We start from the raw sequence: 12,759 nt of genomic DNA, 5'->3' as shown, positions 1-12,759 counted from the left end.
GTTACTCGTTACGTGCCCACGTGACGTTCACGCCGTACTGACTATCACCATAGCGGTACTGCGCCTTGCCTTTGAATGCGCCTTCCAGTGCATGCGCCAGGCGATTGGCCAGATGAATGCCGGTGGTGGTCACCATCAGGTCGTCCGCCACCTCCGTCACGCGCATGATGCGCTCCAGCGCATGCTCGGCCATTTCGGTTTTTTCGGTGTTTTCGATCAGGTGGATGATTTCATCATGGTGCTTTTGCAAGAAGCCGCCCGATAGCATCAGGGTGCCGGCCGGCATGTTGTCCGCGATGCGGCGGCAGGCCGGGCAGGTGACGGTTTGCGCGTTATGCACCACCGCGTTTTCAGGTCGGTTCCAGGTCCAGTTTCCGGCCTGATACACCGCGTCGCACTGCGGGCACACCGCCGAACCTTCAACCCGCGGCAAGCAATAGGGATCATGGGGCGGCGTTTTGAACAGCTTGTTTTTCTGACTCTGCTGATACTTGTCCATGGTGTTTCTCCTGACGCATCGAGAGGGGCAAACCCACGTGTTGACGATCGGGTGGATTTCACAGGTTGATTTGGACGCTGTTTCCGCCCGAGCGGGTTGATTTTTGTCAACTCGCAGAGCGCCCGGCGACCGCCGGTGTAAGCGTTGCGGCGGGCGTCGGCAAGGGGTGTGAGTTTGTTGATAAAAGTCAACCTCGCCGCAGGCACTTCAGAGAAGCATGCAAGTTCCGTCGACGTGAGAGGAGAGCACCCTGATGGCTCACAGTAAAATCGTGTTTCGCGCGGCTGCCCGCGAGAAGATCCTCAGCGGCGCCACCCAATTGGCGGACGCGGTGCGCGTGACGCTGGGGCCGAAGTCCAAGTCGGTGTTGATGCAGAACAAGTGGGGCAACCCGACGGTCTGCAATGACGGCGTCACGATTGCCAAACGCATTGACCTGCAGGACCCCGAGGAGAACCTCGGCGCGCAAATGCTGCGCCAGGCCGCGGAACGCACGGGTGACGCGGTCGGCGACGGGACCAGCACGTCAACGGTGCTGGCCCATGCGATCCTGGCCGATGGCATCCGCAACGTGGTCGCGGGGGCCAGCGCGATCGATCTCAAGCGCGGCCTGGATCGGGGCCTGCTGCTGGTCGTCGAGTCGCTGGCGGCGCAGTCCAGACCCGTCAGCACGCCCAAGGAAAAAGCCCAGGTGGCGACGCTGTCGGCGCATAACGACGCGGTCATCGGTCAACTGGTGGCCGACGCGCTGGAGAAGGTCGGCGTTGAAGGCGTGGTCAGCGTCGAAGAGTCCAAGACCACCGAAACGGTGGTCGAGGTCATGGAGGGCATGCGCTTTGACCGGGGTTATGTCTCACCTTATTTCGTCACCGACACCGAGAAAATGCAGGTCGAACTCGACGATGCCTGCCTGCTGCTCTGTGACCACAAGATCGGCGTACTCAAAGACTTGCTGCCGTTGTTGGAACAGGTCGCCAAAAGCGGTCAGCCCCTGGTGTTGATCGCAGATGACATCGAAGGCGAAGCGTTGACCACGCTGGTGGTCAACCACATCCGCGGCGTGCTCAAGGCCGTGGCGATCAAGGCCCCGGGCTTTGGCGACCGGCGCAAGGACATGCTGCAGGACATGGCCGTATTGACCGGCGCCACGGTGGTCTCCAACGAACTGGGGATCAGCCTCGAACAGGTCGACCTGCAGCAGTTGGGGCGGGCCCATCGGGTGGTGGTGTCGAAGGACAGCACTTCGCTGATCGGCGGCGCCGGTACACGCGCAGCGATCGACGCACGCCTGCAGCAGATCCGCGGGCAAATGGCGGCTACCACCAGCGATTACGACCGTGAAAAGCTGCAGGAGCGGCTGGCCAGGCTGTCCGGCGGCGTCGCGGTGATCCGGGTCGGCGCGCCGTCCGAAGCCGAAATGAAAGCGCGCAAGGACGCCCTGGATGACGCGATCTCGGCGACCCGCGCGGCGATCACCGAAGGGATTGTCCCCGGCGGCGGCCTCGCGCTGCTTAAAGCGGTGCCGCTGATCGCCGCCGAGGAAGCCCGGCAGGAGGGCGATGTCCGCACCGGCCTGCAGATACTGCGTCGGGCATTGGAAGCACCGGCGCGGCGCATTGCGGAAAACTCGGCGGTGGACGCCGGCGTGGTCGTTGCGCGCATGCTGGCGGAGCCGGGCAACATTGGCTTTGATGCGTCCGCCAATACCTATGTCGACATGTACGAAGCCGGCATCATCGATCCGACCAAAGTCGTGCGTATTGCCCTGGAAAATGCAGTTTCCGTCGCCAGTATCCTGCTGCTGACCGAAGCGACCATTACCGATATCCCAGAAAAAGAACCGCCAGCCCAACCGTCGTTCCCTGAAGGTTGAGCGCCTGCTCGCGCCTTGCTTCGATTTGAATCGCCCTGATGGAGGCATGCACCCATGAACGTAACCAAGGCAATCGCCGGCCGGCGCTCGACACGTGACTACACGCCAGAACCGCTCGATGAAAAACTCATTTGTCGCTTGATCGATGCCGCCGCCCAGGCGCCCAGCGCGATGAACCAACAACCGTGGACGTTCACGGTGATCCGCGACCAGGCGCTGCTGGAGCGGGTTTCCCGCGAAGCCAGGGCCTGGATGCTCGCCACCACGCCCGCCGGAACGCACTCCAGCCACTTCCAAGCGTTGCTCAGCGAGGACAGTTTTCAGATTTTCTACCACGCGCCGGTCCTGGTGCTGATCTCGGGCAACGCGCCCAATCAGTGGATTGTCGAAGACTGTGCCCTGGCGGCCGAGAACCTGATGCTCGCGGCGTATGCCGAGGGGCTCGGGACGTGCTGGATCGGTTTCGCCCAGGGCTTTCTGAATACGCCGCAGGGTAAGCAGGCGCTCGGCCTGCCCGCCGAGTGGATGCCCGTGGCACCGATTATCGTGGGGCACCCGAAGTCTGTGCCCGCGCCCATCGTGCATAAGACCCCAGAGATCCATTGGATAGGCTGATGCCCCAGGCAGGGCTACCGTTGATCCAGCGGTTGACCGGTGTCTCGGTTTTCTGACGTGGATCAGATCGCCCGCCAGGCCGGCTCCTATGCTCGGATTGAACCCACGACGTTGAGATGAGCTGAAATGAACAAGCCACGCTTGCTTGGCCAGTGCTTGCTGATCGCGGCAAGTGTTCTGCTGTTACCGTCCACCGGCGCGTTTGCCAACCCCGCGATGCCAGGGTTAGGGCTAGGGCCAGGGCAGGGCGGTATGTTCCGTCACGCCTCGAATTTCGATTGGGTCAAGCATACGCAGCAGACCCTGGAAGAACTCAAGGGCAAGCTCAGTCTCAAGCCGGAGCAAATGCCCGCCTGGGAAACCTGGGCCGCAGGCGTCATCGCAGACGCCAATCAGCAAGTGGAAAACGACAACCCAGCCGCTACTGACAAGGCAAGTGCCAGACAAGCGCTGAAGGACGAAACAACACCGCAGAGAATGGCCAAAGGCATAGAGCGCCTGCGCACGCAAACCAGCTGGATGCAGGCGCAACTGGTCCGTCTGGACGCGGCTCAGGCACGCACCCAAACCTTCTACGATGCCCTCGATGCCCAGCAAAAAACCATCTTCGATCTGTTCTGGACGGTGATGCATCACCGCATCGCCGATCAGGACGGTTGGCGAATGCCCATGCACATGCCCATGCACATGGCATGGCCGCAAGGGTGCGGCGGGCTCAACCCGACCAGCCAACCGTAATGCTATTCGCGAGCCTCCTGGGTAAACATCATGAACAGTGACTCAGTAAAACAGTGCGTGCTGACAGGGTTCATCCTGCTGGCTGCCGCCGTTGCATTGCCGGCGCATGCCGGGCCGCATGGCGGTGGGCATGGGGGCGGGCCGGGCTGGTGGGGGTTTGGTCTCGGCCTGGGACTGGGTTGGGAAGCCGCGCGTATCGCCACGCCGTATTACTACCCGACGTATCCGGTTTATTACTATCCCGCCCCGACGTACTACTACCCGGCCAGCCCGCCGACGGTGGTGGTCGAGCCTCAGCCCGTCACGGCCGCGCCATCGGCCTGGTACTACTGCGATTCCGCCAAAGGCTATTACCCGAGCGTACGCCAGTGTCCTGAGGGATGGCGCATGGTTCCCGCGACGCCGCCGCCTGGCCCCATCCGTTAAGACCCCGGACGCGTGGGCTGTTTTTCATTCCTCCCTGGAGCCAGATCATGAGCCAATACCAGTGTTTGTTACTGATCATCAATCCCGCCCTGCGTGACTCCCCGGCAATCGGCCATGCTGCCGCCCTGGCCAAGGCCAGCGGCGCGAGCCTGCATATTGTCGCGCTGGCAACACCGTTGGACATCTTGTTGCTACTGGCCGAGAACGTGCGTGAAAAGGCCCGGGCCAGCTACCTCGAGGACCACCGCGACTGGCTGAACGCCCAAACCAAGAATCTCCACGCCCTGGGGCTCAACGTGACCGCCCAGGTGACCTGGGCCACCAACCTCAAGCAAGACATCCTGGATTACGTCACCGAGACGCAGCCCGATCTGTTGATCAAACAGGTTCAGCAAGAGTCCGCGTTCAAGCGCGCGTTCTTCACCCCGCTGGACTGGCAGTTGCTGCGCGAGTGTCCGATTCCGGTCTATCTGGTCGGCGGTGGTGGGCATGCCTTGCCGCGCATCGTCGTGGCAGCGGTTGACGTGTCGAATGTTCAACCGGCCAACAGCGCGTTGAACCAGCGCATCATTGAGCAGGCCACCAGCCTGGCGCTGCAATGCGATGCCGAGCTGCACCTGCTGTATGCCTGCGACATGTCGACGATCTACATGGCTGACATGGGCGGTATGGCCCTGTCCAATCTCAGTAAGGACCTGGCGAGCAAGGAGGAAAAAACCTTCCTCGAACTGGCGCGAGACTATGGCGTGCCTTCCGATCGTCATCACTTCGTTTTGGGGCAATCCGGTTGCGGTGTTGAGTCAATTCGCCAAGGAACACCAGGTGGATGTGATCGTGATGGGCCGGGTCCAGTATCACGGCATCGAGAAGCTGCTGGGCAGTACCACCGAACACATTCTCTATCAGGTGCCTTGCGGCGTACTGGCGGTCTAGCGCGGCAAAGGCGGTGTGCAATGAAACCACAGATGAGGTGACCCATGAGTTATAGCCCTTCGCTGCAAACGCTCTGGCAGGATCGGTCGGTGGCCGGCCAAAGCCTGGTGGAGCCGTTGCTCAGATACGCCCGCCGCCCCGACGTGATCATCCTGGCCTTGCCGCGTGGCGGCGTCCCGGTGGCGTATGAGGTGGCCACAGCCCTGCAGGTGCGCCTGGATCTGATGGTGGTACGCAAGCTCGGCATTCCATCCCAGCCCGAATTCGCCATGGGCGCCATCGCCAGTGGCGGTATCCAGATCCGCAATGAAGAGGTGCTGCGGGCTCATTCGATTGATCAAGACAGTTATGACGCGGTGGTCGCCCGCGAAACTCGCGAGTTATCGCGCCGGGAGCAGGTTTACCGGGGCACGCGGGCGCCGCTGCAGTTGAAGGATCAGGTGGTCATCCTGATCGATGACGGCCTGGCCACAGGGGCTTCGATGCTCGCCGCGATCCAGGCGGTGCAGGTGCAGGCCCCGGCGCGGATCGTCGTGGCGGTGCCGGTCGCGCCGCTGGATACGGTGGAGACCCTGCGCTGCATCGTCAATGAAGTGATCTGCCCGCTGATTCCTGAGCGGATGATGTCCATTGGTTACTGGTACTCGAATTTCCCCCAGACCACCGATACAGAGGTCATTGAGTTATTGCAGCGGGCCTGGCAACGCGAATCGACTGAAGCGCACCCGCTGTAGATGCGTCGCGGCAGGTGAGCCTCACACACCGAACGGAAAGGTTTCGTCTTCCGCTTCCAGCTCCTCGTTTTTGGGCAGTGCCAGGGCCTTTACCGCCTGCGTCTGCTCGAACCAGAGCATGGCGTCGAACTGTTCGGCCAGTACCGCTTCGAAGTAGTGGCTGTCGCGTTCGGTTGTGGGCCGGTAAATCACGCCAATCGCGCGTTCCAGCAGGGTGGCGGACAACACCGTGCGCAGCTCGGCGCGCTGCGGGTCGCGCCAGTCGGTCAACGACGCCGGCACGCCGGCTTCGAGGAACTGATGCTCCCAACTGTCGGGACGGGAAGGCCGCACCGCCTTGATGAGCATCTCGGCGTCCCAATCGTCGGCCGCCGCCACGTGGCCACGGTCGGTGCTCATGCCGATCAGCACGGCGTCGCGCCCATAGGCACTGCGGCACAGCTGGCCGATGTTGAACTGGCCCTTCCAGCCCATCTCCGTGGCCGCGGCATTGCCGATATGCGAGTTGTGCGCCCAGACCACCGCTTTGGCCTGCGGGCCCCGGTGTTCCAGCAGGGCGCGCAGGGTGTCGAACATGTGGCGGTCACGCAGGTTCCACGACGCGGTCGAGCCTCGATAGACGGCGCGGTAGTACTGTTCCGCCGCACGCACCACGCGGGCGTTTTGCGTGGCGTTGAAAAACCCTTCGTCATCCTGGATGAGCCCGGCCAATTGCTTGGCCAGCATCACGTTGAGTTGTTCGACCACCTGCGGTTCACAGGGCATCAGGCCATTGCGTTCGACGAAATGACCGTACAAGGCCGGGTCATCCTGCCAGGGCGTCAGGCAGCCGTAGCGCCGCCGTGCTTCCTGGGCCAGTTGCGGGTCAACGCTGTCCAGATAGTGCAGCACCTCATGGATCGAGTTGCGCATGCTGTAAACGTCGAGGCCACGGAACTCCACGCGGTCTTCACTGGCGCGTTGATGGTTGTAGCGGTGCAGCCAGTGGGCAAAGGCTTTGACCTCGGCGTTGCGCCACATCCAGGTCGGGAAGCGGCTGAAGATATGGCGTTTCCAGGCCGACGGGGCCAGCCCTCGGACGTATTTGTCGACATGCCCTGCATCGGGCCAGTCGGCCTCAACGGCGACGATGGAGAAGCCATGCCGCTCAATCAAGCGTTGCGTGATGGCGGCCCGGGCGCGATAGAAATCGCTGGTGCCGTGGCTGGCTTCGCCGATCAGCACCACCCGCGCATCCGCGTAGCGATCGAACATTTCGCCGAACGCCGCAGAATCGAACGCCGGCAGAGGCTCGGCAAATTGGCGCAGGACCGCCGCGATGGCGGCTCTATCGACCTGCCGAGACGCGCCATAGTGTTTATCCAGCATGCGTTGGGCGGGTGTGCTCACGGCCGTCGTCCGGTTCAGTGTTTATCTATTCCTACACCCTGACTCAGGTGAATCATTGAGTTTTGTCAATAAAGCCCGCACGGCCTTGAGCCAAGGTGGCTGAACCCGTTACGCGCCGGCTACCGACGCTGCTCATGGAGGCTTGTGATATGAGGTGCTCTATCAATCGATCACACCTGACGCTTGCCCTCTGTGTGGTGGCCCTTGTGGGCTGTACCGACACCCGCGACCGGGCATCGCAAAAAACCGCATCCATGCCCGCGCTGGCCTTGGTAAACGACGTGTGTTCGCTGTGCCACGGGCTGACGGGGGAGTCGGTAGCGCCGTTGTTTCCCAAATTGGCCGGCCAGCAAAAAGACTACCTGAAGCAGCAGTTGACGGATTTAAAAAACCATACACGCATGGATAAAGCCTCGACTCAATACATGTGGGGCTTTACCCATTTGACCGAATCGCAGATCACTGAACTGGCGGACTACTATTCAAAACAGCCGGCCATGCAGGCTGAAGCCGAAACGCCTGACGCGCGGGGCGAATTGATCTTTCGCCACGGCGTGCCGGAATCCGGCATCGCTCAGTGCAGCGCCTGTCATGGCGCCGAGGGCCGGGGCCATGGCCAGACCCCACGCGTGGCAGGCCAGCATGCCGCCTACATGATTCGCCAGATCCAGGTGTTTCAACAGGCCGACCTGCGTGAGCGCGGTGACCTGACGAGCCAGATTGCGCACACGCTGTCGGACGCCGATGCCGAGGCGGTCGCGCATTACATGGCCAGGCTGGGGCCATGAAGCTCACGGCCGTACCGCAGGCGCCCAGCGCGCCGACGTCGACGGTCAAGCGCTCGCGGGCGGTGAGCAATGAGGAGATTGTCGCGGTGTTTGACGATATCGCCGACCTGCTCGAAATCGATGACGCCAACCCGTTTCGCATCCGCGCTTATCGGGTTGCGGCGCGCACGCTGAGGGCGCTGACGGTCGAGTTGGCGCCGCTCATCGCACGTGGGGAAACCTTGCCGAAACTGCCGGGTATCGGCGTCGATCTGACGGCCAAGATCAGTGAAATCGCCAGCACCGGTGATTGTGCGCTACGGCAACGCCTGCGCTCGACATTGCCGCCTGGGCTGGTTGAACTGCTGTCCATCGCCGGCCTCGGCCCCAAACGCATCAAACACCTGTATCACGGCCTGGGAATCGAAACCGCGCAGCAACTGTGCGAGGCCGCCGAGCAGGGCCACATCCGCCACGTGCCCGGTTTTGGCGAAAGGCTCGAGGCGCGCTTATTGAGCGCCGCGCAGAAGGGGCTCGGAAAGGATCGCCGGTTGCCGCTGGGCGTTGTCGAGCCCGTGGCGCTGCAGTTGATCGAGTATCTGCATCAACTGCCCGGGGTTGAGGACGCGAGGTTGGCCGGCAGTCTGCGGCGCATGCGCGATACCGTGGGCGACATCGACATCCTGGTGGCGGCAGCGCCCGCAGTGGCGGTCACTGCACACCTGATCAGGCACCCGGAGGTGTCCACCGTATTGGTCAAAGGCCGCACGCGGGCCAGTGTCGTACTGGACTCCGGCCTGCAAGTCGACGTGCGGGTGGTCAAGCCCGCGGACTGGGGCGCCGCGCTGGTGTATTTCACCGGCAGCAAGGCGCACAACATTGCGATTCGCAAGCAGGCGCGGGAACAGGGTCTGAAGCTCAACGAGTATGGCGTGTTCAGGGGCGAGGAACGCCTGGCGGGTGCCACGGAGGTCTCGGTTTATCAGGCCCTGGGGTTGCCGTGGATCACGCCGGAGCTGCGCGAAGATCGCGGTGAGGTCGCGGCGGCACTCAGCGGGCGTTTGCCCAGGCTGGTGGAAGTGAGTGATCTCAAGGGTGACTTGCACGCGCACACCTGCGACGCGGATGGCGCCAATACCCTGGAACAGATGGCACTGGCCGCGCAGCAAGCCGGGTTGGAATACCTGGCGATCACCGATCATTTCCTGGACAGCGAGCGGCTGCTGAAGCAGATCGACCAGATCGATGCGCTCAACGCCCGCCTGCGCGGCATCACCTTGCTCAAGGGGGTTGAAGTCGAGATCCTGGAAGATGGCAGCCTGGGGCTGCCAGACACTGTCCTCGCTCGCCTGGACCTTGTGGTGGGCGCGGTCCACACGCATTTCGGCCTGACGCTGCGGCAACAGACGCAACGCCTGCTCAGAGCCATGGATCATCGCTATTTCACGCTACTGGCGCACCCGCTGTGTCGCCTGATCAATCAGCGCGCGCCGTTGAACATGGACCTGTCGGCCGTCATCAGGGCCGCCTCTGCACGCGGCTGCTGCCTGGAACTCAACGCGCAACCCCAGCGCATGGACCTGTTCGACCTTCAATGCCAATACGCCAAAGACCAACACGTGCAGATCAGCATCAATTCGGATGCCCTGCGCACAGCGGATTTTGCGTACTTGCGCTACGGCGTCGCGCAAGCCCGGCGTGCCTGGCTGGAAAAGGGCGATGTACTCAATACCCGTTCGCTGAGCGCGCTGAAGTCGTTGTTGGCTGCTACGGCAGGCGGGCGTTCGCAAGGCGCCGGGAACTGACGGTTCGGTCTGATTCTTGGTCGAAAGTTGACAAAAATCAGAGCCCCGCACCGACGGCGCCGGATACTTGAACCGTAGCCGGAGCGTTCCTGCTACGACCCTCAAGGAGAATACCCATGAATATGCGTTTACCCGTAGTGTTGCTCAGCGTCCTCCTCGCGTTATCGGCTGGTTGCAGTAACAAACCGGCCAAAGAACTGGATGCACGCCTGGAGGCTGCTCAAAGCACTGCGCTGTCGGCACGCGCCAGAGCCGATGAAGCCTACTCGAAAGCGGAGCAGGCGGCGATGGCGGCCAATCAGGCGCAACAGACTGCCGACCAGGCCAATGAGCGCGCCAGCCGGATGCTCGAAAAAGCCAGCCGCAAATAGTGAACGGTTGCAGCACCCGACACGTCGTCGGGTCTGCTGCAAGACAGCCGCAGGCCTGCAACCAGCCCTGCCAGGCAGCACATCTGGCACCTGCGCGTCGACTCAACAGCATTGGCTTGGTTTTCCCCGACTATCATCTCTTCGCGTAACGGACTGCCGCTGAACATGTGGCTTAGGCTGACGTTCGGCAGGCGTTACCTGTGCATTCGCACGCTCTTGAAGATCGAGCTGTTCGATATTTTCCGGGGATGAAGCGTTGAACCACTGCAGATAAAAAAAGCCCCTTGTCGGTTTCCCGCCAAGGGGCAGTGCAGCCTGGGATTCATTCGCCTTTGATCGGCACGACTTTATCCGCTTTCATGGCTTCTGGCTTTTTCGGCAACGAGATGCACAGCACGCCTTTGCTGAAACTCGCGTCGATCTTATCGGCATCAATACCTTTGGGCAGGTTGAACACCCGCTCGAAGGAACCGTAGTGACGCTCGCTAAGGTGGTAGCCTTTGCGTTTTTCTTCCTTGTCCTCCTGTTTCTCGCCTTTGATGATCAGGCTGCCGTTGGACAGTTTGACCTCAATGTCTTTCTGATCCATGCCGGGTACTTCGGCGGTGATCTCGTAGCTTTTGTCTTTCTCGGTGATGTCCACGGCAGGCATGCCATGGCCGATCAGCTCGCGACGCCAGAACGGTTCAACGTCGAACAGCCCCCGGCTGAAGGGCGACAGGCCGGAACCGAGATTGAAGTCATCAAACAGGTGGTCCACCTGTTGCCGCAGTTTTTCCAGCGGCCGCCACAGGTCTGTCGTCACGGGATGCTGGTCGGATTTGTGTTCGGTAGTGACCGGCATTTTTTTTGCGGAATTGCTCATCTTTCGGTACTCCTCTTCAGATAGAAGGCAGGCAGCAGAACGGCCTCTGCGCGGCCTGCCAGGACAGAACACGGGGGCAAGCCCATCGTTACAAGGTCAGCGTCCCCGACCACAGCATCCAGCCGGCATAGGCCGCGGCCGCCCAGATGATGATCAACAGGCCGGTCTCGGGGCCGCTGAGCGCTTGTCCCTGACGGGCGCGCAGGGTGCCCAGGTAGATCAACGAGCCCGGGGCGTAGAGGAGGGCGCTGAGCAGCATGTATTTCGGCCCGGCGGCATAGAGCAACCACATGCAATACAGTGTGGCGACGGCGGCGATGGCCATGTCGCGCAATTGCAGGGCGCGGTGGCCGGCATAGGTGTCACCCTTCCAGGTCAATTTCAGCGCATACAGGCCGCTGAACAGGTACGGCAATAGAATCATCGAGGTGGCCAGGGAGATCAGCGCGAGATAGGTAGCGCTCGAATACAAGGTCAGCAGCAGGAACAATTGAATGCAGCCGTTGGTCAGCCACAGCGCATTGGCTGGCGCGCCTTGGGTGTTTTCCACGCCCAGCGAGACAGGCATGACCTTTTCCTTGGCGGGCGTGAACACCGACTCGGCCGCCAGCAACGTCCAGGCGAGCAGGGCGCCGCCGACCGAAACGATCAGGCCGATGCTGATCAGCACTGCGCCCCATGGCCCGGCCGCGGCCTGCAGCACGCCCGCCATCGAGGGGTTCTTCAAGGCGGCGAGTTCCGGTTGTTTGAGCACCCCCAGCGACAGCAAGGACACCGAAATCAGCAGCAACAACGTGATGACAAAACCGATCACCGTGGCCCGCCCGACATTGGCCCGCTCCGCCGCACGGGCAGAAAACACGTTGGCGCCCTCGATCCCGATAAACACCCAAACGGTGACCAGCATCGTGCTTTTGACTTGATCGAGCGTACTGCCCAACGCCGGCGAGCCCCAGAAGTCGACAGTGAACGTTTCACGCTGGAACGCGGCGATCACCAGGCCGATGAACAACAGCAACGGCACGATCTTCGCGACCGTCGTCAACGCATTGGCCCGCGCAGCAGTGCGCAAGCCCCTGAGGATCATCCAGTGCAACGCCCACAACACCACGGACGCACCGGCGATCGCCGCCTTGTTATTGCCTTCGCCAAACACCGGGAAGAAGTAACTCAGCGCAGCGAACAGGATCACCAGGTAACTGACGTTGCCGATCCAGGCACTGATCCAGTAACCCCAGGCGGAGTTGAAGCTCAGGTATTCGCCACCCAGCGCACGCGCATAGGCAAACACACCGTTGTCCAGCGCGGGCTGGCGGTTGGACAGGGTCTGATAGACCAGCGCCAGCGACAGCATGCCGACGCCGGTGATCAACCAACCGATCAGAATCGCACCGGCGCCCGCACTGGCAGCCATGTTTTGCGGCAGGCTGAAAATGCCGCTGCCGATCATCGAACCGACCACCAGGGCAATCAACAAGCTCAGCGACAAGCGCTTGGGTTCTACCTTGCGCAGACTGCCTGCCACGGGTTGGACAGCCGGCGGGACGATCGGTTGAGAGCCTTGCAGATGCGTAGCCATGACGAGCCTCCACGAAAACGTGAGTATCTGCACCGTCGAATGCGAGGGTGCGACTGCTGCATCTAATTTCTGCGCGAAGGGGCTGGGTCTGGTTGATTTAGATCAGATGTAAGTGTCTGCGGATCAGTCGCAATACTTAACTGATTGAATTGTTCTTCAAAAAAC

12 protein-coding genes and 1 pseudogene are annotated in these 12,759 nt (G+C 61.8%); 9 read left to right on the top strand and 4 right to left on the bottom strand.

Going from position 1 to position 12,759, the window contains the following annotated elements:
- Position 1: 1 nt before the first annotated feature.
- Complete coding sequence (locus tag ACVWZP_RS06170; RefSeq protein ID WP_046484231.1) at positions 2–499, bottom strand: BCAM0308 family protein; 498 nt, start codon at positions 497–499, stop codon at positions 2–4.
- A gap of 253 nt (positions 500–752) precedes the next feature.
- On the opposite strand from ACVWZP_RS06170, the gene groL reads away from it, so the two are divergent.
- From groL to ACVWZP_RS06140, 6 genes and pseudogenes are all read left to right on the top strand, one after another.
- Positions 753–2,372, top strand: a complete 1,620-nt coding sequence (gene groL, locus ACVWZP_RS06165; RefSeq protein WP_177033223.1) for a chaperonin GroEL — start codon at positions 753–755, stop codon at positions 2,370–2,372.
- A 54-nt stretch (positions 2,373–2,426) separates the two neighbouring features.
- Positions 2,427–2,987, top strand: coding sequence for a nitroreductase family protein (locus tag ACVWZP_RS06160; protein ID WP_057004094.1), 561 nt, complete (start codon positions 2,427–2,429; stop codon positions 2,985–2,987).
- Positions 2,988–3,113: 126 nt separating this feature from the next.
- Positions 3,114–3,725 (top strand): Spy/CpxP family protein refolding chaperone, encoded by a 612-nt coding sequence (locus tag ACVWZP_RS06155; protein ID WP_046383394.1) that lies wholly within the window; start codon positions 3,114–3,116, stop codon positions 3,723–3,725.
- 30 nt (positions 3,726–3,755) lie between these two features.
- Entirely contained in the window at positions 3,756–4,151 is a 396-nt protein-coding gene (locus ACVWZP_RS06150) for a hypothetical protein (RefSeq protein ID WP_026139877.1), read from the top strand.
- Between the two features lie 47 nt (positions 4,152–4,198).
- A pseudogene (locus tag ACVWZP_RS06145) lies at positions 4,199–5,084 on the top strand (universal stress protein).
- A gap of 44 nt (positions 5,085–5,128) precedes the next feature.
- A complete protein-coding gene (locus ACVWZP_RS06140) occupies positions 5,129–5,818 on the top strand; it encodes a phosphoribosyltransferase (protein ID WP_457369559.1) in 690 nt (229 codons plus the stop codon).
- A 21-nt stretch (positions 5,819–5,839) separates the two neighbouring features.
- Here ACVWZP_RS06140 and ACVWZP_RS06135 read toward each other — a convergent pair whose 3' ends face one another.
- Entirely contained in the window at positions 5,840–7,186 is a 1,347-nt protein-coding gene (locus ACVWZP_RS06135) for an erythromycin esterase family protein (protein WP_017845780.1), read from the bottom strand.
- Between the two features lie 116 nt (positions 7,187–7,302).
- Between ACVWZP_RS06135 and ACVWZP_RS06130 the strand changes: the two genes are divergently transcribed.
- From ACVWZP_RS06130 to ACVWZP_RS06120, 3 genes are all read left to right on the top strand, one after another.
- Positions 7,303–7,995 (top strand): c-type cytochrome, encoded by a 693-nt coding sequence (locus ACVWZP_RS06130; RefSeq protein WP_457369558.1) that lies wholly within the window; start codon positions 7,303–7,305, stop codon positions 7,993–7,995.
- The gene (polX, locus tag ACVWZP_RS06125; RefSeq protein WP_457369557.1) at positions 7,992–9,779 is read left to right on the top strand and encodes a DNA polymerase/3'-5' exonuclease PolX; all 1,788 of its coding nucleotides are present in this window, start codon (positions 7,992–7,994) and stop codon (positions 9,777–9,779) included. Before ACVWZP_RS06130 ends, polX begins: the two co-directional genes overlap by 4 nt.
- Before the next feature lie 116 nt (positions 9,780–9,895).
- Positions 9,896–10,150, top strand: coding sequence for an Lpp/OprI family alanine-zipper lipoprotein (locus ACVWZP_RS06120; RefSeq protein WP_017845783.1), 255 nt, complete (start codon positions 9,896–9,898; stop codon positions 10,148–10,150).
- Between the two features lie 322 nt (positions 10,151–10,472).
- Here ACVWZP_RS06120 and ACVWZP_RS06115 read toward each other — a convergent pair whose 3' ends face one another.
- Positions 10,473–11,015, bottom strand: coding sequence for an Hsp20/alpha crystallin family protein (locus ACVWZP_RS06115; protein ID WP_046383400.1), 543 nt, complete (start codon positions 11,013–11,015; stop codon positions 10,473–10,475).
- Positions 11,016–11,103: 88 nt separating this feature from the next.
- The gene (gene arcD, locus ACVWZP_RS06110) at positions 11,104–12,594 is read right to left on the bottom strand and encodes an arginine-ornithine antiporter (RefSeq protein WP_052735791.1); all 1,491 of its coding nucleotides are present in this window, start codon (positions 12,592–12,594) and stop codon (positions 11,104–11,106) included.
- Positions 12,595–12,759 lie beyond the last annotated feature (165 nt).

The sequence above is a fragment of the Pseudomonas sp. TE36184 genome (assembly GCF_054060055.1).
Note: the sequence above shows the minus strand (reverse complement) of the source record. Positions and strands in the feature narration are given on the sequence as shown.